General features: G+C 66.0%; 19 protein-coding genes and 1 pseudogene. 2 read left to right on the top strand and 18 right to left on the bottom strand.

The window, feature by feature from the left end:
• Positions 1 to 23: 23 nt before the first annotated feature.
• Both AC1DRP_RS10990 and AC1DRP_RS10985 read right to left on the bottom strand, forming a co-directional pair.
• Positions 24 to 1,199 carry a vWA domain-containing protein gene (locus AC1DRP_RS10990; protein WP_476768488.1) on the bottom strand — a complete coding sequence of 392 codons (1,176 nt, stop codon included), beginning with the start codon at positions 1,197 to 1,199 and terminating at the stop codon, positions 24 to 26.
• Between the two features lie 80 nt (positions 1,200 to 1,279).
• Positions 1,280 to 1,564: pseudogene (locus AC1DRP_RS10985) on the bottom strand (HU family DNA-binding protein); the annotation flags it as partial.
• A gap of 277 nt (positions 1,565 to 1,841) precedes the next feature.
• Here AC1DRP_RS10985 and AC1DRP_RS10980 point away from each other — a divergent pair.
• Positions 1,842 to 3,083, top strand: coding sequence for a flavin-dependent oxidoreductase (locus AC1DRP_RS10980; protein WP_441506647.1), 1,242 nt, complete (start codon positions 1,842 to 1,844; stop codon positions 3,081 to 3,083).
• A 7-nt stretch (positions 3,084 to 3,090) separates the two neighbouring features.
• Here AC1DRP_RS10980 and AC1DRP_RS10975 read toward each other — a convergent pair whose 3' ends face one another.
• The 15 genes from AC1DRP_RS10975 to xdhA form a co-directional block, all read right to left on the bottom strand.
• On the bottom strand, positions 3,091 to 3,456 hold the full coding sequence (locus AC1DRP_RS10975; RefSeq protein ID WP_441489100.1) for a PilZ domain-containing protein: 366 nt from the start codon (positions 3,454 to 3,456) through the stop codon (positions 3,091 to 3,093).
• A gap of 223 nt (positions 3,457 to 3,679) precedes the next feature.
• Positions 3,680 to 4,015, bottom strand: a complete 336-nt coding sequence (locus AC1DRP_RS10970; RefSeq protein ID WP_441506646.1) for a hypothetical protein — start codon at positions 4,013 to 4,015, stop codon at positions 3,680 to 3,682.
• A gap of 105 nt (positions 4,016 to 4,120) precedes the next feature.
• A complete protein-coding gene (locus AC1DRP_RS10965; protein WP_441506645.1) occupies positions 4,121 to 4,579 on the bottom strand; it encodes a cupin domain-containing protein in 459 nt (152 codons plus the stop codon).
• A 14-nt stretch (positions 4,580 to 4,593) separates the two neighbouring features.
• Complete coding sequence (locus AC1DRP_RS10960) at positions 4,594 to 5,292, bottom strand: ABC transporter ATP-binding protein (protein WP_476768487.1); 699 nt, start codon at positions 5,290 to 5,292, stop codon at positions 4,594 to 4,596.
• 2 nt (positions 5,293 to 5,294) lie between these two features.
• Positions 5,295 to 6,044: an ABC transporter ATP-binding protein gene (locus tag AC1DRP_RS10955; RefSeq protein ID WP_441506644.1), complete on the bottom strand. Its 750-nt coding sequence runs from the start codon at positions 6,042 to 6,044 to the stop codon at positions 5,295 to 5,297.
• A complete protein-coding gene (locus AC1DRP_RS10950; RefSeq protein ID WP_441489104.1) occupies positions 6,037 to 7,032 on the bottom strand; it encodes a branched-chain amino acid ABC transporter permease in 996 nt (331 codons plus the stop codon). The genes AC1DRP_RS10955 and AC1DRP_RS10950 overlap by 8 nt, the downstream gene beginning before the upstream one ends.
• Positions 7,029 to 7,955 (bottom strand): branched-chain amino acid ABC transporter permease, encoded by a 927-nt coding sequence (locus AC1DRP_RS10945; RefSeq protein ID WP_069882119.1) that lies wholly within the window; start codon positions 7,953 to 7,955, stop codon positions 7,029 to 7,031. The genes AC1DRP_RS10950 and AC1DRP_RS10945 overlap by 4 nt, the downstream gene beginning before the upstream one ends.
• A 351-nt stretch (positions 7,956 to 8,306) precedes the next feature.
• Positions 8,307 to 9,476, bottom strand: a complete 1,170-nt coding sequence (locus AC1DRP_RS10940; RefSeq protein WP_113515589.1) for an ABC transporter substrate-binding protein — start codon at positions 9,474 to 9,476, stop codon at positions 8,307 to 8,309.
• 218 nt (positions 9,477 to 9,694) lie between these two features.
• Positions 9,695 to 10,765 (bottom strand): BMP family ABC transporter substrate-binding protein, encoded by a 1,071-nt coding sequence (locus AC1DRP_RS10935; RefSeq protein ID WP_441506668.1) that lies wholly within the window; start codon positions 10,763 to 10,765, stop codon positions 9,695 to 9,697.
• 40 nt (positions 10,766 to 10,805) lie between these two features.
• On the bottom strand, positions 10,806 to 11,729 hold the full coding sequence (locus tag AC1DRP_RS10930) for an ABC transporter permease (RefSeq protein ID WP_441506643.1): 924 nt from the start codon (positions 11,727 to 11,729) through the stop codon (positions 10,806 to 10,808).
• Entirely contained in the window at positions 11,726 to 12,805 is a 1,080-nt protein-coding gene (locus AC1DRP_RS10925) for an ABC transporter permease (RefSeq protein ID WP_441506642.1), read from the bottom strand. The genes AC1DRP_RS10930 and AC1DRP_RS10925 overlap by 4 nt, the downstream gene beginning before the upstream one ends.
• Entirely contained in the window at positions 12,798 to 14,363 is a 1,566-nt protein-coding gene (locus tag AC1DRP_RS10920) for an ABC transporter ATP-binding protein (protein ID WP_476768486.1), read from the bottom strand. Before AC1DRP_RS10920 ends, AC1DRP_RS10925 begins: the two co-directional genes overlap by 8 nt.
• Positions 14,344 to 15,222, bottom strand: coding sequence for a xanthine dehydrogenase accessory protein XdhC (gene xdhC / locus AC1DRP_RS10915; protein ID WP_441506640.1), 879 nt, complete (start codon positions 15,220 to 15,222; stop codon positions 14,344 to 14,346). The genes AC1DRP_RS10920 and xdhC overlap by 20 nt, the downstream gene beginning before the upstream one ends.
• Positions 15,219 to 17,570 (bottom strand): xanthine dehydrogenase molybdopterin binding subunit, encoded by a 2,352-nt coding sequence (xdhB, locus tag AC1DRP_RS10910; RefSeq protein ID WP_476768485.1) that lies wholly within the window; start codon positions 17,568 to 17,570, stop codon positions 15,219 to 15,221. The genes xdhC and xdhB overlap by 4 nt, the downstream gene beginning before the upstream one ends.
• Entirely contained in the window at positions 17,563 to 19,041 is a 1,479-nt protein-coding gene (gene xdhA, locus AC1DRP_RS10905; RefSeq protein ID WP_476768484.1) for a xanthine dehydrogenase small subunit, read from the bottom strand. The genes xdhB and xdhA overlap by 8 nt, the downstream gene beginning before the upstream one ends.
• Positions 19,042 to 19,158: 117 nt before the next feature.
• Between xdhA and guaD the strand changes: the two genes are divergently transcribed.
• Entirely contained in the window at positions 19,159 to 20,499 is a 1,341-nt protein-coding gene (guaD, locus tag AC1DRP_RS10900) for a guanine deaminase (protein WP_441506637.1), read from the top strand.
• Here guaD and AC1DRP_RS10895 read toward each other — a convergent pair.
• Positions 20,460 to 20,987 (bottom strand): aminotransferase class IV (locus AC1DRP_RS10895; protein WP_476768483.1); only part of this gene is annotated, 528 nt, incomplete at its 5' end. The genes guaD and AC1DRP_RS10895 overlap by 40 nt on opposite strands.

Genomic DNA, 20,987 nt, shown 5'->3' with positions numbered 1-20,987 from the left:
CATAGCGGCTCCCCGCGGACTTGTCAGCGGGCCAGTACCTTCATGGCGCCGTCCAGCCCGTCCAGTGTCAGCGGAAACATGCGCCCGCCCATCAGCCCGCCGATCTGACGGATCGACTGGGTATAGCTCCAGAGCTGCTGCTGGACCGGGTTGAGCCAGACCGATTTCGGGAAATGACCGGCCAGGCGCTGCATCCAGACCTCGCCCGCTTCCTCGTTCCAGTGCTCGACCGAGCCCCCGGGCATTGCAACCTCATAGGGACTCATCGAGGCGTCGCCGACGAAGACGATGCGATAGTCGGCCGAATAGGTCCGCAGGATGTCCCATGTCGATATGACCTGATCGTGCCGGCGCCTGTTCTCGCGCCAGACCCGTTCGTAGGGGCAGTTGTGAAAGTAGAAATGCTCGAAATGCTTGAACTCGGCCCGCGCCGCCGAGAACAGCTCCTCGGCCAGTTCGACATGCCAGTCCATCGAGCCGCCCACATCGAGGAATAGCAGCACCTTGACCGCGTTGCGGCGCTCGGGCCGCAACTGCACGTCGAGATAGCCGTGCTTGGCCGTTTCCGAGATGGTGTTGTCGAGGTCGAGTTCCTCAGCCGCTCCCGTGCGGGCAAAGCGGCGCAGCCGCCGCAATGCGACGCGCAGGTTGCGCACGCCGAGTTCGCGCGTGTCGTCGAAATCCTTGAACTCGCGCTTGTCCCAGACCTTGATCGCCCGGAAGTTGCGGTTGCTGTCCTGGCCGATGCGGACGCCCTCGGGATTATAGCCATAGGCGCCATAGGGCGAGGTCCCTGCAGTGCCGATCCATTTCGAACCGCCCTGATGCCGGCCCTGCTGCTCGGCGAGCCGCTGCTTCAGCGTCTCCCAGAGCTTGTCCCAGCCCATTGCCGCGATCTCGCGCTTTTCATCGTCGGTCAGGAATTTCTCGGCGAGCTTGCGCAGCCATTCCTCGGGAATGCCGGCCTGTTCGATCGCCTGCTGCAGGGTCTCCATGCCCTTGAATACCTGGGCGAAGACCTGATCGAATTTGTCGAGATGGCGCTCGTCCTTCACCAGGCAGGTGCGAGCGAGATAATAGAATTCGTCGACGCGGTGCTCGGCGAGATCGGCTTCCACGCCTTCGAGCAAGGCCAGGCACTCCCGCAGCGTGACGGGAACCTTGGCGGCGCGCAGATCGGTGAACAGACGGAGGAACATCGCCCCACTGTGCGGATGGCCGCGGCGGGGTCAAGCAGCACCGGCCCGAAGGCCAGGTGCTGCTTTAAAATATGATCGGCTTACGCCACCGCGTCGGCGAGGTCCTTGGTGACCTTGAACTTGACGACGGTCTTGGCGGGAACCTGGATCATGGCGCCGGTCGAGGGGTTGCGGGCCTCGCGGGCTTCGCGCTTGGCCGCCGACAGCTTGCCGACGCCGCCGAGCGTAACATCGTCGCCGGACTTCAGCGTCTTGGCGACGACGGCTGCGAGCGAGCCGAGGATGGCGGACACGTCGGTCTTGGTCTTGCCGGTTTCGTCGGCAATGGCGGCGATCAGTTCGTTCTTGGTCATGAAACTCTCCTGAAGAACGGTGTTGCTTAGTCGTCGCTGGGGAGGACGCTAATTCCTGCTGCCGTCGCGAATCGCGCGACGACTGGATGTCCGCCCTATGCGAAACTGCCACTTGGCACGGTTGACGTCCAAAAACACGGCATTGGGGCTAGATACGCACAGCATTTCGCTTCGTTCCCGCCTCTGGAGTGCAAAAAATCAGCGGGGCGGCCACCAGGACAGGGGTCATTGACAAATCTTGCCCTGTTATTTCAAGTTTAAAATAATGAATACTGATGCGGGGGGACGCATGAAGGTTGTTATCGTCGGAGGCGGAATCGGCGGCCTGACGCTCGCATTGATGCTGCACGCGCGCGGCATCGCCGCCACCGTCTACGAGCAGTCGAGTGATATCCGCGAGGTCGGCGTCGGCATCAACACCTTGCCGCATGCGATCGGCGAACTGGCCGAGCTCGGCTTGCTTCCGGCGCTTGATGCCGTCGCGATCCGGACGCGCGAACTCATCTACATGAACCGCTTTGGCCAGACCGTCTGGCGCGAGCCGCGTGGTCTCCATGGGGGGGCGCCGGTGCCGCAGTTCTCGATCCATCGCGGCCGCCTGCAGGGGGTGATCTGCGCGGCTGTGCGCGAGCGCCTGGGGGAGGGCGCTCTGCGAACCGGGCGCCGGCTGCAGGGGTTCGTCCAGGACGAGGGCGGAGTGACAGCCCATTTTACCGATGCGCGTCGCGGCGAGGCTGGCGAGACGGCGCGTGCCGACGTGCTGATCGCGGCCGATGGCATCCACTCCAGCGTGCGCGGACATTATTTCCCGAACCAGGGGGCGCCGCGCTGGAATGGCGTGCAGATGTGGCGCGGGGCTTGTGACTGGCCGGCCTTCCTCGACGGCGAGAGCATGATCATCGCCGGCGGCATGGCCGGAAAACTGGTGCTGTATCCGATCGCCGCGGGCAGCAAGCCCGGCACGCGGCTAACCAACTGGGTCGTCAATATCCGGACGGGGGATCCGGCGAAGCCGCCTCCGAAGGAGGCCTGGTCGAAACCGGGCAGGCTTGAGGATGTGCTGCCCTATGCCCGCCGTTTCTCGATTCCCGGCGTCGACATCCTTGCGCTGATCCAGGCCTCGCCCGGATTCTGGGATTACCCGATGTGCGACCGCGATCCGCTGCCGCGCTGGACCCATGGCCGCGTCACGCTGCTCGGCGATGCCGCTCATCCGATGTACCCGGTCGGCTCGAACGGGGCCTCGCAGGCGATCCTTGATGCGCGCGCGCTTGCCGATGCGCTGGTCCGCAGCGAGCATCCGCGTCAGGCGCTGGCGGCCTATGAGGCTGTGCGCCTGCCGGCAACGGCGCAGGTCGTGGCCTTGAACCGGGTTGGCGGCCCCGAACGTGTGATCGATGCCGTCGAGGCGCTCGCGCCGAATGGTTTCGACGATGTCGAACGGGTCATGAGTTACGCAAGGCGTGAGGCCATCGTGAAATCCTATGCCGGCAAGGCCGGCTTTGCGCCGGAGCAGCTGACCCGGCGCTGAGGGGCGATCAGCCGGCTTCGGTCAGTTGCTGAATGCGCGCCTTCAGCTGCGCATTGCTCTGCTCGCATTGCTTCAAGCGCCGGGCGTGGTCGAGAGGCACGATTTCGGCGGTTGAGGCAGGCCGCCCGTCCAGGGCGATCCCGACGCGCTCGCCATCGCGCCACCGAAAGCGTGCGCCGTAGACGTGTCGCTTATGCTCGATCTCAAGCTCGAATGCTGCCGGCAAGGCAACGGCATCGGAGATGAGCACCATGGCGCCAACGTCCGAAAGGTTGCGCACCACGCAGTCGAGCGTGGATTGGCGGTTGTTGAAGACGATGCGCGCGCCCAGCAGGGTGCGCTGCCGTGGAACTTCACGGCGTTCGGTCGTCATGATGCCGCCCCCTCCAAACTTCCGCCGCAGGCATTCTGCCTACCGCTACGTAAGAGGGATAATTGCCACTTTAGCGCGAGTCGCGCAGCCTTAACCTTGCATTAACCTTAACGGCTGTTCAGCAGATTCCTCTGGGCACGGCTCGGCACGCGTTGTCCTTCCAGCACGCTGCATGTCGGATCGTGGCGGATGCTCGAACGCGGAGGGCAGGGGGCCGCGAAAATCAATCGTCGTCATCGTCGTCTTCGCGATAGCGGCGATATCCCCGGTAGCGCGGATAGTCGTCATCATCGTCAAGCCGACGGCGCCCGAAGCGATAGTCCTCGCCATAGGGGCCAAGCCGCCCACGCGGGCGGCTGCTCGGATAGCAGCCGCGATAGTCGCAGGTGCTTTCGGTGTAGACGCCGCTGCGCGGATTGATGCAGCGGAATTCATTGCAGCGCATCTGGGCCAGCGTGAGCGGCAGGCCCGTTTCGCCAGGCGCCGGGAGCGGCATCGCTGCCGCGTTGCCCGCCGCGAACGCGGCGAGCAAGCCAAGGGAAAGCGTCGCCTTCCTCATGTTTCATCCTCCATCATTGCTCGGCAGACTAGTGCCGGCAGATGAACGCAGGATGCACGGGCACGGGTTCCGCACGGGCCGGTTTCTTCCCCGCCGCGGGGTTTGTCACGCCCCGTCTGGAGGCGGCGGCAGGAAGTCGATCTCGTATTTGGCGGCGAGCGCGACGACCTCCGCGGGGTTCTGCTCCGGCATCGAATGGATCGCCCAGAACAGGTCGTAGAGCCGGCCGGTGGGGGCGACCCAGAACAGGCATTTGGCCGGGCTGTCGCTCTTGTTGAAGATGCCGTGCGGAACGTTGCGCGGCAGGCGGATCAGGTCGCCGGGCAAGGCATGCGCTTCCTCTCCGTCGAGAACGAGATCAAGCCGGCCTTCGAGCAGATAGATGAACTCATCCTGCGTCGGGTGGACATGCGGCGGCACGAAGGTCCCGGGCGGGAAGATCGCATGCCAGGAGAAACTATCCTCGCTCAGCGTCTTCGGGACATAGGTCTGGCCGAGAATATTCCATGAGATGGCATCGATGCCCTGATTGGCCCTCGTCACGCCGGCTGTCAGTGGCTTCATCGGTCTCTCCTTCTCTAAAGATGCAGGAAGCGATCCTTCACAGCACTGTCGCTGCGCAAGTCGTCGCTCGATCCGCGCCAGACGACGCGGCCCTTTTCCAGGACGATATGCCGGTCGGCGATCCTGGCCAGCGCATCGACATTCTTGTCGATGACCAGGATCGATTCGCCATCAGCCTTCAGCGCGGCAAGGCAGGACCAGATCTCCTGGCGGATGATCGGCGCCAGCCCTTCCGTCGCCTCGTCGAGAATGACCAGTTTGGGGTTGGTCATCAGGGCCCGGCCGATCGCCAGCATCTGCTGCTCGCCGCCGGAAAGCTGGTTGCCGCGATTGGTTCGCCTCTCCTTGAGGCGCGGCAGGAACGTGTAGATGCGCTCGACATCCCAGCGCGGCTTGCCGAAGCGGCTGGCTGCCGTGGCGATCAGATTTTCTTCCACGCTGAGCGTCGGAAAGATCTGGCGGCCTTCAGGCACCAGCCCGATTCCGGCCTGCGCGATCCGGAAGGGTGGAGCGCCGGTCAGGTCGCGGCCGGAGACGCTGATGCGGCCGGCCTTCGCCGGAATCAGGCCCATGATGGCGCGGATCGTCGTGGTCYTGCCCATGCCGTTGCGGCCGAGCAAGGTCACCACCTCGCCCTCGGCGATCGCGAGATCAACGCCGAACAGGATCTGCGCTTCGCCATAGCCGGCATCCAGAGCTTCGACGACGAGCATGCCTAGCCCTCCTCGCCGAGATAGGCTTCGCGCACGGTCGGGTCGGCACGGACGGCGGCCGGTTCACCAGAGGCGATGACCCGGCCATAGACCAGCACGCTGACCCTGTCCGCGAGCGCGAACACCGCCTCCATGTCGTGTTCGACCAGCAGCATGGCGTAGCGACCCTTGAGGCTCTTCAGCAGCGCGATCAGGCGTGCGCCTTCCTCGTGCCCGACACCGGCCAGCGGCTCGTCGAGCAGAATCGCGGCGGGCTCGAGGGTCAGTGCCATCGCAATCTCGAGCGCGCGTTTCTCGCCATGCGAGAGCCGGCCGGCCGGCACATGCGCGCGCTCGCCGAGACCGACCGCTTCGATTGCCGCCCAGGCGGGACCGTTCAGGCGCTCGTCGCGGGCGGCGTTGCAGAACAGCGCCAGCGGATGCGTCGCCCGCGCCTGCACGCTGAGAGCCACATTCTCCAGCACCGAGAGCGAAGCGATGGTCGAGGTGATCTGGAAGGTGCGCGCGAGCCCGGCGCGCGCGCGCTTCTCCGGCGATAGTCCGGTGATGTCGGCGCCGCGAAAGCGAATGCTGCCGGCATCCGGGCGCAGCATGCCGGAGATCTGGTGCACGAGCGTGGTCTTGCCGGCGCCGTTCGGGCCGATCAGGGCATGCAATTCGCCGGGAGCGACGGAGAAGCTGACACCATCGGTCACCTTCAGCGCACCGAAGGACTTGCGAACGCCATCGAGGGCGAGGACGGGCTCAGCCATCGCTGCGTCCCCGTATCCTTGCGAGGATGCCGACGATGCCGCCGCGTGTGAACAGCACGAAGAGAACGATGAGAGGCCCGAAGATCGCCTTCCAGTGTTCGGTGATCCCGGCGAGCACATCCTCGGCGAAGAGAAAGGCAAGCGCGCCGATGATCGCGCCATGCAGGGAGCCGACACCGCCGAGCACGACCATGAAGATCAGTTCGCCCGAGCGCTGCCAGGACATGAAGGCGGGGCTGACGAATTCCGTCTGGTTGGCGAGGAAGAAGCCGGACAGGCCCGCGATCATGCCGCTGATGACATAGGCGATCAGGCGCACGCGTCCGACATCGTAGCCGGTCACGGTCACGCGCGTCGCGTTCTCGCGCGCCGCGCGCAGCACGCGGCCGAAGCGGGAGGCGACGATGATGCGGACCAGCCCGTAGCAGCCGATGAGTGCGCCCAGCACGATGTAGAAGAAGCCGGTCCGGCTTGCCGCGATGTCGAGGCCGGCGATCGTGCTGCGGGCATAGAGCGTCAGGCCATCGTCGCCGCCATAGGCCGAGAGCGCCTGCGCCAGGAAGAACACCATTTGCCCGAAGGCCAGCGTGATCATGATGAAGGCGACGCCGCGCGTGCGCAGCGAGACCGCGCCCGTGACCGCCGCGAAGATGGCGCAGACGACGAGGAGCACGGGCAGGATCAGCAGGGTCTCGGTGCGACCCTCGGTGATCATGATGCCGGTCACATAGGCGCCGATGCCGATAAAGGCGGCATGCCCGAAGGAGACCAGCCCGCCGACACCGAGGATGAGGTCGAGCGACAGGGCCGCGATCGCGAAGATCATCGCCCGCGTCAGCAATGACAGCCAATGCGCTGGGACGCCGAGCGAGACGGCGACCGGGGCAAGCGCGAGCGCCGCGAAGAGCACCAGCGCCAGGACGGAGCGCGATCTTGGTCGGGATGGGATGGACCCGGCTGCGCCGGCGATGGTGGGCGCCGCGCTCATGTCCGGCCCTTGGCGGGCAACAGGCCTTCGGGACGCACGAACAGGACGATGGCCATCACCAGGTAGATCAGCATCGAGGAGAGAGCGGCTCCCGTCGCACGGGCCGAGGGGGCGCTCATGAACAGGCGCAGCAGGTCATTCATGAAGGAGCGCCCGAGCGTGTCGACCAGTCCGACGATCAGCGCACCGACGAAGGCGCCGCGGATCGAGCCGATGCCGCCAACGACGATGACGACGAAGGCGAGGATCAGCACCGTGTCGCCCATGCCGGGCTCGACCGAGAGGATCGGCGCCGCCATCGCGCCGGCAAATCCGGCCAGCATGGTTCCGAAGGCGAAGACGACCATGAAGAGCTTGCGGATATCGACACCGAGTGCCGAAACCATTGGCGCGTTCGAGGCCCCGGCCCGCAACAGCATGCCGGTACGCGTCCGCTCGACGATGAACCAGAGCAATCCGCCGACCGCGAGCCCGGCGCCGATCAGGGCGAAGCGATAGGTCGGATAGAGAATGCCGTCCATCAAGCGCACAGAGCCCGAGAGGAATTCCGGGACCGGGACGGAGAGAGGCGCCGCACCCCAGACGATCTTGACGCCCTGGTTCAGGAGCAGGATGAGCCCGAAGGTCGCGAGAACCTGGTCGAGATGGTCGCGTTCATAGAGATGGCGGAAGACCAGGAATTCGAGGGCTAGCCCGATGACGAGCGCAGCCGCCAGGGCGAGCAGCAGCCCCAGCACGAAGCTTCCGGTCAGCCCGACGAAGGTCACGGCGAGATAGGCCCCCAGCATGTACTGCACGCCATGGGCCAGGTTGATGAAATCCATGACGCCGAAGACCAGCGTCAGCCCCGCTGCCACCAGGAACAGCAGGATGCCGAGCTGCAACCCGTTCAGGATCTGGACGATGAGGAGACTGGTGGTCATCAGCTCGATATTCGTTGGCCGGCGCGGGGCGCCCCTTGATCACGCTGCGTTTGGACAAAGTCGTCCAACGCAGAAAACGCGATCGATTCTCATAATTTAGAGCATGCCGAATGCGAAAACCGTCGCAACTTTTCGCAGCATGCTAGGCGGGCGCAGCGAGACGCAAGTCAGGCACGGGCGGGCGTCCGTCCCCGGAAAGGGCAGGGGCGGCGGCGAGGGTGAGGATGTCGCCAAGGGGAGCTGATGTCCTGCTCCGATGACAGGCGGCTGCTCTCCGGCACCCTGCCATCATCCAAGCTCTTCTCTCCTCCCAGAGAGACGAAGGGACATGAGCTCCCCCGGGCAGTCTCCTCACTTCAGCGCGCAATCCTTCGCATGCGGGTCGGCATAGTCCGAGAACACCTTCTGCGCGATCTCGGTCTGGAACTTGCCGTCGGCGCGCTTGGCGACCTTGACCAGATAGAAGTCCTGGATCGGGTAGCCATTGCTGTTGAACTTGAAGTTGCCGCGCAGCGACTTGAAGTCGGCCTTCCGGATCGCGGCCCGCAGCTTGTCCTTGTCGGCCGTGCCGCCGGCACCCTTGACCGCCGAGTCGATCAGCAAGGCGGCATCATAAGCCTGCATGGCGTAGGAGCCGGGGACGATCTTGTAGGCAGCCTCGTAATCCGCGACGAACTTCTTGTTCTGCGGATTGTCCATATTGGGCGCCCAGGTCATGCCGCCGAAGAGGCCGACCGCAGCGTCCTGCTGTGCCGGCAGGGTCGATTCATCGACCGTGAAGGCGGAGAGGAACGGGATCTTGCCCTGCAGGCCGGCCTGCGACCACTGCTTGACCAGATTGACGCCGAGACCGCCCGGCATGAAGGCGAAGACGACGTCGGGCTTGGCCGAGGCGATCTTGGCGAGCTCCGCCGAGAAATCGAGCTGGTTCAGCGGGACATAGACCTCGTCGACCACCTCGCCCTTGAAGTAGTTCTTGAAGCCGGCGAGCGAGTCCTTACCCGCCTGGTAGTTCGGCGCCATGATGTAGGCGCGCTTGAAGCCCTGGTCCTGAGCGTATTTGCCGAGCACCTCGTGGACCTGGTCGTTCTGGTACGAGGTCACGAAGAAGTTCTGGTGGCAGGCCTTGCCTGCAAGCGTCGAAGGGCCGGCATTCGGGCTGATCAGCACCGCGCCGGAGTCCAGGACTGGCTTGGCGATGGCGCCCAGAATGTTCGAGAAGACCGGTCCGACGACGAAATCGACCTTGCCGCCCTCGACGAAGCCGCGAACCTTGCCGACCGCGACATCGGGCTTGAGCTCGTCATCGATCACCGTGATCTGCACCGGCCGTCCGCCGAGCTTGCCGCCCATCTGGTCGACTGCGAGCTGGAAGCCGTCGCGCAATTGCTGGCCAAGGGCTGCCTGCGGGCCGGAAAGAACGCTGACGACGCCGATCTTGATCGGCTCCTGGGCCTGTGCGCCGGCAACTCCCAGCGCGACGAGCGCCGTGCCGATAGACAATGCGAGTTTGAGCTTCATGTCCGATGTCCTCCCGGGACCTGCAAGGAGCCTACTGGCCGGCGGAGATCCCCATCCCCTTCCGGCTCGTATGGTCCTCATTTTGTTTCAAGCTTAAAATATCTGCAAGAGGCTTTGATGCTGAATCGTTCGGGGCGTCATGCCGCCTCCGTCATTCCCGTCAGCCGAAGTCTCGATCCGGCTGCCGGGGTGACGTTAGGATAAGTTGGCCTGCGCGCTCAGGCCTGCACGCCGTCGACATACCAGTCCATCTTCGACAGCATCTCGTCGGGGGCGGTCTCGCCGGCCTTGAGGCGCAGCACGCCCTTCTGGTCCTTGAGCTCGCCGGTGAAGGGGTGGAGCGTGCCGGCAACGATGCCCTTCTGGACTTCTTCCGCGCCTGCGCGTGCGGCTGGCGTCATCGCGGGATTGAACGGGGCGAGCTTGACGAAGCCGTCCTTGATCCCGCCCCAGACGTCGCCCGACTTCCAGCTGCCGTCCATGACGTCCTTGACGCGCTTGATGTAGTAGCCCGACCAGTCGTCGACGATCGCCGAGAGATGCGCCTTGGGCGCGAAGGCGCTCATGTCGGACGCCTGGCCGAAGGCGAAGACGCCGCGCTGCTCGGCCGCCTGCAGGGCGGCGGGGCTGTCGGTATGCTGGGTGATCACATCGGCGCCCTGGTCGATCAGCGCCTTGGCGGCGTCGGCTTCCTTGGCCGGGTCGTACCAGGTCGAGGCCCAGATGACCTTGGTCTTGAAGTTCGGGTTGACCTTGCGGGCGGCGAGCGTGAAGGCGTTGATGCCCATCACGACCTCCGGAATCGGGAAGGAGGCGATGTAGCCGGCCTGGCCGCTCTTCGACATGTGGCCCGCGATCGTGCCGATCACGGCGCGGCCCTCGTAGAAGCGGGCATTGTAGGTCGCGACGTTCTCGGCGCGCTGATAGCCGGTGGCGTGCTCGAATTTCAGCTTCGGGAACTGCTTTGCGACCTGGATGGTCGGGTTCATGAAACCGAAGGAGGTCGCGAAGATCAGCTGGTTGCCGGCCTGCGCCAGCTGGCGCAGCGCGCGCGCCGCATCCGGCCCCTCAGCGACGTTCTCGATGAAGCTGGTCTTGATCTTGTCGCCATACTGCTTCTCGAGCGCCTTGCGGCCCTGATCATGCGTCCAGCTCCAGCCGTGATCGCCGATCGGACCGACATAGATGAAGCCGACACCCAGTGGCGCCTGCGCAAAGGCGCTGCGGCCGAGCAGGGGCAGGGCGGACGCCGCGGCGCCGCCGGCAACGAGCGTGCGGCGGGTGATCATGGATGACATGGTTGTTCTCCCCACGGGGTTGGCGGCGCCGTCAGGACGCCGAGAAGGGTTTGCCGAGACATGCGGGCGCGTCGAGCCGGCCCGTCTTGCGACCGAGCGACATCATCGTCAGAACCAGGATTGTCGCAAGATAGGGGGCCATCGCCAGCACCTCCGGCGCGAGCCAGGTGATGCCGGCAGCCTTGGCCTGAAGCTCGAAGGTCATCACCGCGCCGAAGAGATAGGCCCCGAGCAGGAGCCGGCCGGGTTTCCAGGCGGAGAAGACGACGAGCGCGAGCGCGATCCAGCCGCGCCCGGCGGTGAGGCGGTCAGCCCACATCGGCGTCAGCGCCAGCGAGAAATAGGCGCCGCCGAGGCCCGCCAGCGCGCCGCCGAAGGCGATCGCCGCATAGCGGATGCCAATGACGGGATAGCCGATGGCATGGGCCGAGGCGTCATTCTCGCCGACCGCCCGCAGGATCAATCCGGCGCGCGTCCTGCGCAGGAAGAGGCTCACGCCGAGAACCAGGGCAAGCGAGAGATAGACGATGATGTCGTGCCCGAAGAGCGCACGCAGCCAGGGATGGCTGGAAAGCGCTTCGGGAAACAGGGGCCCCAGACGATCGATCGTGCGGCCGACAAAGCCGGCGCCGATCAGCGAGGAGGCGCCGACGCCGAAAATCGTCAGCGCCAGGCCCGTCGCGACCTGGTTCGCGGTCAGGCTGAGCGTCAGCACGGCGAAGATCATCCCGGTTGCGATGCCGGCGATAACGGAGGCAATGAGGCCGAGCGCAACGCTGCCGGTGCTGAAGGCGACCGCGAAACCGGCGACGGCCCCGGTCAGCATCATGCCCTCGACACCGAGATTGAGCACGCCCGACTTCTCGACGACGAGCTCGCCGAGCGCCGCGAGCAGGATCGGTGTCGACGCTGCGACGAGCGTCATGATGATCGAGACCAGGATGACGCTGTTCATCGCGGCACCACTTTCGCCGGCCTCGCCCGGAAGGCGATGCGATAACGGACCAGCACATCGGTCGCGAGCAGGAAGAACAGCAGCATCGCCTGGAACATGCCGGTCGCGGCCTGGGGCAGACGCACGGTCGTCTGGGCGATCTCGCCGCCGACATAGGTTGCCGCCAGAACGACGCCGCCGAGCACGATGCCCAGCGGGTGCAGGCGGCCGAGGAAGGCGACGATGATGGCGGTGAACCCGTAGCCGACCGGGAACTGCGGGGTAAGCTGGCTGAACGGGCCTGCAGCCTCGAAGATGCCGGCAAGACCCGCAAGGCCGCCGCCGATCAGCAACGTCACCCAGGTCGTCCGTTCGGCGCTGAAGCCGCCGTGACGCGCCGCAGCCGGTGCGAGCCCGACAACCTTCACCGCATAGCCCGCGGTCGTCTTCTCCAACACCAGCCAGGCAATGACGGCAATGACGAGTGCGAGCGGAATGCCGAGATGGACGAGCGTCTCGGGGATGACGACCGGCAGCGTCTGATCGGCCGTGAACATCCGCGTCTGCGGGAAGTTGAAGCCGTCCGGATCCTTCCACGGGCCGCGCACGAGATAATACAGCACCTGCACCGCGACATAGGTCAGCATCAGGCTGGTCAGGATTTCGCTGACCTGAAGCCTGACGCGCAGCAGCGCCGGGACCGCAGCCCAGGCCATGCCGCCGAGGATGCCGGCTAGAGCCATGGCCGGCAGGATCCACCAGCCGCTCATCTCATAGGTGGCGAGGGCAACGCCGGTGCCGGCGATGGCGCCCATGATGTACTGGCCCTCGGCGCCGATATTCCAGACATTGGCGCGAAAACCGATGGCGAGGCCGAGCGCGATCATCACCAGCGGCGCCGCCTTGACGCCGAGATCCGGCCAGCGATGCGGCTCGAGGAAGGATACGAGAAAGAAGTCGAAGACCGCGGTCAGCCCGTCATAACCCATCGCCGTGAAGACCAACGCGCCGGTCGCCATGGTGAGCGCGATCGCGATCAGCGGGCTCAGATAGAGCATCGCCCGGCTTGGTTCGCGGCGGCGGCGCCATTCAAGCATGAAGCGGCGCTCCTTCGGGCTKGGCTGCGCCGTGAATGCCGCCCATCATCAGGCCGATCTCGTCGATCGCGAGCTCCGCGACCGGGCGGGGCGGCGAGAGCCGGCCCTCGTTGATGACGCTGAGCCGGTCTGCCAGCTCGAGCAGTTCATCGAGGTCCTGCGAGATCACCACGACCGCAGAGCCCTTCGCCGCCAGATCGACCAGCGCCTGCCGGATCGCCGCTGCGGCGCCCGCATCGACCCCCCAGGTCGGCTGCGAGACCACGAGGACACCTGGTTCCTGGCCGATCTCGCGGCCCATGATGAATTTCTGCAGATTGCCGCCGGACAATGAGCGGGCCGGAGAGCCTGGACCGGTGGTGCGCACATCGAACCGGCCRATGACGGCCTGGGCGAAGCGCCGAACCGCTCCGAGGCGGATAAAGCCGCGAGGTGCCAGTGGCAGCCGGTAGCGCGCCGTCAGGATGGCATTCTCGGCCAGCGAGAAATCCGGCACGGCGGCGTGTCCGTTGCGCTCCTCCGGAACGCAGGCGAGGCCGGCGCTGCGCCTCTCGCCCGCTCCCTCGCTGCCGACGGGCTTGCCGTCGAGCATGATGGCGTTCGGCACCGCACTGAGGCGCTCGCCGGACAGCGCGCCGAGCAGCTCGGCCTGGCCATTGCCGGCGACGCCGGCGATGCCGAGGATCTCGCCGGCCCGTGCCTCGAAACTGATGTCGCGCAAGCTCGTGCCGAAAGGCGGTTCGCCGGGCAGKGAGAGACCAGACACGATCAGTCGGCGCTTGCCGATCCTGCCGGAATGGGCGTTCTCGATCTGCCGCAATTCGGCGCCGATCATCAGCTCGGCCATGCGCCGTGTCGTCTCCTGCCGCGGGTCGCAGGTCGCGACGACCCGGCCGGCGCGCAGGATCGTGGCGGTGTCGCACAAGGCTTTGATCTCGTGCAGCTTGTGGCTGATGTAGAGGATCGAGCAGCCTTCGGACGCGATCTGCCGCAAGGTCTCGAACAGACGCTCGACCTCCTGCGGTGTCAGGACCGAAGTCGGCTCATCCATGATCAGGAGCTTCGGCTTCTGCAGCAGGCAGCGGACGATCTCGATGCGCTGCCGTTCGCCGACCGAGAGCGTATGGACCTCGCGCTCGGGATCGAGCGGCAGCGAATAGCTCTGCAGAACCTTGGCGACGCGGGTCTTCAGCTCCTCGCGATCCACGGCCTCGTCGAGGCCGAGCGCGATGTTCTCGATCACGGTCATCGCGTCGAACAGCGAGAAATGCTGGAAGACCATGCCGATGCCGAGCCGCCGCGCCGCCTTGGGCGAGGGGACCGAAACAGGCCGGCCATCCCAGGAGATGCTGCCCGAATCGGCCTGCTGAACGCCGTAGATGACCTTGACCAGCGTCGACTTGCCCGCTCCGTTCTCGCCGAGCAGGGCGTGGATCTCGCCGGGCTTCACGCTGAAGCTGATGTCGTCATTGGCTTTCACGCCGGGAAAGCTCTTGGAGATGCCCGACAGCACGAGCCGGGGCGGCGTATCCGTCCTGTCATGCGGCGACGCCGTCATCTCCTGCCCTTCTCCCCGGACCCTGTCGGCCCTGCGCCACGCTTTGCCCGGAAGCCTGTTGCTTGGCAAGCAAGCTCCGCACCAGTTCGGCTGCCGTCAAGGCGGCGATGACCTCAGGGCGCTTGTCGTCCACATCATCCCCGCCGATCGGGCAGGTCAGGCGCGCCAGGGCATCGCTTGCAGGGTGCCGGCGGCGGAAGCTGGCAGCGAAGCGAGCGCGCTTCGTCGCCGAGCCTATCATGCCGACATAGGCGGCATCCCCGCGCAGGAGCGCAGCCTCGGTCAGCCGGTAGTCGAGCGCATGGCTGTGCGAAAGGATCACGAAGGCGGTGCCGGGCTGGGCCGATGTGATCGCCTCGACCGGGTCGTCCAGTCGTAGCGGTGCGACACCAACGGGAAGATCGTGCATCTGGGCTTCGCGGTCGTCGATCAGAATGACCGTCAGCGGCAGGCGCATGAGGGCCTCGGCAAGCGCGCGCCCGGTATGGCCGGCGCCGAGGATGAGGACGGCAGGCTGCGCTGCGCACCTTGCCGCTTCGGCGGCCTGGAGAGTCGCGAGATGGCACGGCCTGGCCCGCTCCAGCACGACACCGACCCGGCCGCCGCAGCACTGGCCCATTTGCGGCCCAAGCGGAATATCGAGGCGTCGCGAGGTCTCGCCGCTCGCCAGCATCTCAAGGGCGATGTCGGCGCAGTGGAATTCGAGCTGGCCGCCGCCGATCGTCCCGGAATTGCCCTCGGCGGTGACGACCATCGTCGCGCCGGTTTCGCGTGGGGTCGATCCTTCGGCGCGCTCGATGCTGACAAGGATGGCGCCTTGCTCGAGATGGGCTTCGAGGAAAGTCGCCAGCCCGGTCATGGCGCCGCGCCCCGTACCTGTTCCCGCATGCGGTCGACCGCATCGAGTACACGCTCCGGCGTCGCCGGCGCGTCGAGACGGGGACAGAAGCGATGATTGCCGACGCTCGCGACCGCGTCCGACAAGGCGTGGAGCACGCTGATCGCCAGCATCAGCGGCGGCTCCCCGACCGCCTTGGAACGGTGGATCGTCGGCTCGCGATTGGGGGCGTTCTCGAGCAGGTCGACATTGAAGATCCGCGGCCGGTCGGAGGCGACGGGGATCTTGTAGGTCGAGGGCGCATGGGTCTTGAGCCGGCCGTTGTCGTCCCACCAGAGTTCCTCGGTGGTGAGCCAGCCCATGCCCTGCACGAAGCCGCCCTCGATCTGGCCCTTGTCGATCGCCGGGTTCAGCGAGGTGCCGCAATCATGCAGGATGTCGACCCGCTCGACCTTGTATTCGCCGGTGAGCGTGTCGATCGCGACTTCGGCCGCAGCCGCGCCATAGGCGAAATAATAGAACGGGTGGCCACGCCCGGCCTTGCGATCCCAATGGATCTTCGGCGTCGCGTAGAAGCCGGTCGCCGAGAGCTGGACGCGGGCCATGTAGGCTGCCGCGACGAATTCGGCGAAACTCATCTCCTGCGTGCCGATCCTGATCCGGCCCGGCAGGAAGGCAATCTCCTCGGCTGAAACCTCCCAGCGCTTCGACGCGAAGGCGATGAGCCGCGCCTTGATCGTCTCGCAGGCATCGAGCGCGGCCATGCCGTTGAGATCGGAGCCGGAGGAGGCGGCTGTCGCCGAGGTGTTCGGCACCTTTCCGGTGGTCGTCGCGGTGATCTTGATCCGGTCGAGGCCGATCCCGAAAGCCTGCGCCACGACCTGCGCCACCTTCACATAGAGGCCCTGGCCCATCTCGGTACCGCCATGGTTCAGCGCCACCGTGCCGTCCGTGTAGACATGCACCAGGGCGCCTGCCTGATTGTACCAGGTCGCGGTGAAGGAGATGCCGAACTTGACCGGGGTCAGCGCGATGCCACGCTTGATGACCGGGCTCTTGCGGTTGGCCTCACGGATCCCCGCCTGGCGCGCGCGGTAATCGCAACGCCGTTCAAGTTCGGCGATCACGTCGCCGGCGATATTGTCCTCGACCTGCTGGTGATAGGGCGTGATGTCGCGACCGACCGCGCCATAGAGATTGCGCCTGCGGATCTCGAGCGGGTCGAGCCCGGTCGCGAAAGCAACCTCCTCGATGAAGCGTTCCGCTCCGACCATGCCCTGGGGGCCGCCGAAGCCGCGAAAGGCCGTGTTCGAAACGGTGTTGGTCCGCAGGGGCTGCGAACGTCCGCGCACCGCCGGGTAGAAATAGCAATTGTCCATGTGGAACAGCGCGCGGTCGGTGACCGGGCCCGAGAGATCGGCGTTCCAGCCGCAGCGCGCCGCATAGACCGCGTCCACCGCGTGAATATGCYCCTCGTCATCGAAGCCGATCTCGTAATCGACCACGAAATCATGGCGTTTGCCGGTGATGACCATGTCGTCGTCGCGGTCGGGCCGGAGCTTTACCGGGCGCTTCAGCTTGCGGGCAGCGAGCGCGGCGACGCAGGCGAAGAGATTGGCCTGCGTCTCCTTGCCGCCAAAGCCGCCGCCCATGCGCCGGACCTCGATGGTGACGGCGTGGGAGCCGACGGCGAGCACCTGCGCGACCATGTGCTGGACTTCGCTCGGATGCTGCGTCGAGGACAGCACCAGCATGTCTTCGTCCTCGCCGGGGATGGCGAGCGCGATCTGGCTCTCCAGATAGAAATGATCCTGCCCGCCGATCTCCATCGACCCCTTGAGCCGGCGCGGGCTGGCAGCAAGCGCTTCCGCGACATCGCCGCGCTCCAGCTTCAGCGGGTCGGTGACAAGCTCGCCGCCGGCCGCGCGGGCCGCTGCGACATCCAGCAGCGGAGCGGCTTCCTCATAGGCCGCCTTGGCCAGCGCGGCGGCGCGGCGCGCCAGATCCCGGGTTTCCGCGATAACCGCGAAAAGCGGTTGGCCGTGATGCAGGATATTCTGCGTCGTGAAGACAGGCTCGTCATGTCGATGCGTCGAGCTGATGTCGTTCGCGCCCGGAATATCCTCGGCCGTCAACACGGTGAGAACGCCGGGGGCCGTGCGCACGGCCGCGAGGTCGAGCGATATCAGCCGCCCATGCGCGACCTGGGAAAGGCCGAGATAGGCATGCGCAAGGCCGGCCGGCTCGGCGATATCGTCGATATAGAGGGCTTCACCCGCGACATGCTTGGCGGCGGAATCATGATTGCTGGTCCGGCCGAGCGGCCCGGCCACGACCTCGGTCTCAAGCCGTTTGCGCGCGTCAGCCATGGGCAGCCTCCGCAAGCAGGCCCGCGACGCGCGTGTCGACGTCAAGCGCCGTCGTTTCGATCAGGAACCGGCGCAGGAGATTGCCGGCCACCTTCAGCCGGTACGCCGCCGAGGCGCGCATGTCGGTCAGCGGTGTGAAATCCCGGGGCAGGGCGGCGATGGCGGCAGCGACCGCAGCCTCGTCCCAATCCCTCCCGAGCAGCGCGGCTTCCGCGGCGGCGGCCCGTTTCGGGATACCGGCCATGCCGCCATAGGCGAGCCGTGCCTCGCTCACCCGATTGGCTTCGTCGAGATGCAGCAGGAAGGCGCCGCACACCGCCGAGATATCCTCGTCGAAGCGCTTTGAGATCTTCGAAATGTGGAACAGAGCGTCATTCTGCAGTTTCGGCACCAGCACGGCCTCGACGAATTCGCCTGGCTTCCGGTCCTGGCTGCGATAGTCGAGGAAGAAGGCTTCCAGCGGCAGCGCGCGTCGCTCGCTGCCGCGCCGCAGCAGCAGCGTTGCACCAAGCGCAATCAACGCAGGCGGTAGATCGCCGATCGGTGAGCCATTGGCGATATTGCCGCCGATCGTCCCGGCATTGCGCACCTGCTCGCCGCCGAAGCGGCGCATCAGCTCGTCGAGCTGCGGCGAGAGCACCGCGAGTGCCGTGCGGACATCGATATGGTTCGCCATGGCGCCGATGCGCAGATGATCGCCCTCGTCGCTGATTGGACGCAGGTCCTCGACGCGGCCGAGATGGATGATGGTTTGCGGCTGCTGCATCCCCTTGGTGATCCAGAGACCGACATCGGTCGCGCCGGCGACGAGAACGGCCTCGGGATGGGAGATGACGAGATCGGCGAGGGCATCGGCCGTCGCCGGCGACAGGAAGCGTCGCGTGCCATGGGCGAGTGTCAGCGTCTCCTGATCCGCGAAAGCGTGCAGCCGGGCGGCGATGCCGGGCACCGAAAGCGCGAAGCGATCCTGCGTCCGGTCGGCGTGTTCGTAGAGGCGACGGGCCGCGGTAATGATCGGCTCGTAGCCGGTACAGCGGCAGAGATTGCCCGCGAGCGCGTCCTCGATTCGCCCCAGCTCCGGCGCCGGCTCGTTCAGCCAGAGCGCAAGGAGCGACATCACGAAGCCCGGCGTGCAGAAGCCGCATTGCGAGCCGTGGCAATCGACCATCGCCTGCTGCACCGGGTGCAGACGGCCGTCCGCGCCCTTCAGGTGCTCGATGGTGAGCAGATGGCAGCCATCGAGCGTCGGCAGGAAGCGGATGCAGGCGTTGATCGCCTCATAGCGCAATCGGCCGCCGTCGAGTCGTCCGACGACGACGGTGCAGGCTCCGCAATCGCCTTCGGCGCAGCCTTCCTTCGTGCCGGTCCGGCGGCGCTCGAGGCGCAGCCAGTCGAGCAGCGTCTGGGTCGGATCGCTGGACGCGATCTCGACCAGCTCATCGCCGTAGAGGAAGCGCACTATCTCACGCATGGCGGCCCGGCCGCTCACAGATCCAAATCATGCCTCCAGATTAGGCATGTTCGACGCTTGGCCGAAAGCTTTGATTTGGTGCAGATATGACGTGATTTTGAGCCGGAGCRCGAGCCTGTGAACGAAGACCGTCGCCTTCGCGCCCTGCGTGGCCGCCTGCTCTGGTTCGTCGGCGATCCCGAGACCTCCGGCGACGCGGCGCATCGCTTCATCGGGGATGGCCTGGTCGTCATCGCCGACGGACTGATCAAGGCCGTCGGCGCCGCATCGGAGCTGCTGCCGACGCTGCCGGAAGAGGCGGAAATCGTCGATCACCGGCCGAACCTGATCATGCCGGGCTTCATCGACGCGCATCTGCACATGCCGCAGACCCAGGTGATCGCCTCCTATGGTGCGCAGCTGATGGAGTGGCTGAACAAATACACCTTCGTCGARGAGCAGAAGCTGGCGCAGCAGGGACATCCGGAGAAGCTGACGCGGTTCCTGCTGGACGAGTTGCTGGCGAGCGGCACCACCACGGCGGCCGTCTACTGCTCCGTTCACCGTCAATCGGCCGAAGCCTTCTTCGCCGAATCGGAGCGCCGCAACACGCGGATGATTGCCGGCAAGGTGATGATGGACCGCAACGCCCCGGCGGCGCTGACCGATACGGCCGAGAGCAGCTATGCCGACAGCAAGGCCCTGATCGAGCGCTGGCACGGCAGGGGACGCCAGCTCTATGCGATCACGCCGCGCTTTGCGGTGACCTCGACACCGGAGCAGCTGGCCGCTGCCGGGCGACTCGCCTCTGAACATCCGGACTGCTTCGTCCAGACCCATATCAACGAGAACCAGGCCGAGATCTCGTTGGCCTGCCAGCTCTATCCGGATGCCGATGATTATGCCGGCATCTATCGGGATTACGGCCTGCTCGGCCGCAAGAGCCTGTTGGGCCACTGCATCCACATGACCAAGCATGAATGGCGTGCTTTTGCCGAGGCCGGAGCTGTCGCCGTGTTCTGTCCGACGTCGAACCTCTTCCTCGGTTCAGGCCTGTTCGACTGGGCCCGGGCGAAGCGGGAAGGCGTACGGGTTGCGGTCGCGACCGATATCGGCGGCGGCACCAGCTACTCGATGTTGCGGACCATGGCCGAGGCCTACAAGGTGCTGCAGCTGCAGGGCCAGTCGCTTTCCGCGTTCGCGGCGCTCCATGCCATCACGCGCGGCAATGCGGTGGCGTTGGGGCTCGATCATCTCATCGGCTCGCTCGAGCCCGGCCGCGAGGCGGATGTCGTGGTGCTCGACCCGGCAGCGACGCGGGCCATGGCGCACCGGTTGGAAACGGCGCGCGATCTCGCCGAGGAACTCTTCGTGCTCGTCACGCTGGGTGACGAGCGCAATGTCGCCGCGACCTATGTCGCGGGGGAGCGTGTGGGCGATCAGCCCAGCACGCCGCCCTTCCTGGCGAAGTCGATATAGATTTCGCGCAGGCGGATCGCGGTTGGGCCCGGCGCGCCATTGTGGATCGTATGGCCGTCGATCGAGACCACCGGCATCACGAAGCTGTTGGCCGAGGTGATGAAGGCCTCCTCGGCATCGAGCGCCTCATCCAGCGTGAACGTGCGTTCCTCGAAGGTGAAGCCGGTTTCGGCGAGGAAAGCCAGAACAGCCTTGCGGGTGATGCCCGGCAGGACCTTGTTCGAGAGCGGCCGCGAGATCAGCGTCTTGCCCTTGACGATCCAGGCGGTCGAGGACGCACCTTCGGTGACGACGCCATCTTCCACCAGCCAGGCTTCCTGCGCGCCGCTTTCGGCGGCGAACTGCTTGGCCAGCACCGGCCCGAGCAGGTTGACGCTCTTGATGTCCCGGCGGGCCCAGCGCAGGTCCGGGCAGGAGACGACCTTGATGCCGGTCTTGGCGGCGGGGGCCTCGCTCAGGTTGCGGGCCTGCGAGAACATCACCAGGGT

The organism is Allobosea sp. 01N443 (genome assembly GCF_056399325.1).
The sequence above is the reverse complement of the archived record's forward strand: the minus strand, read 5'-3'. Positions and strand labels throughout refer to the sequence as shown.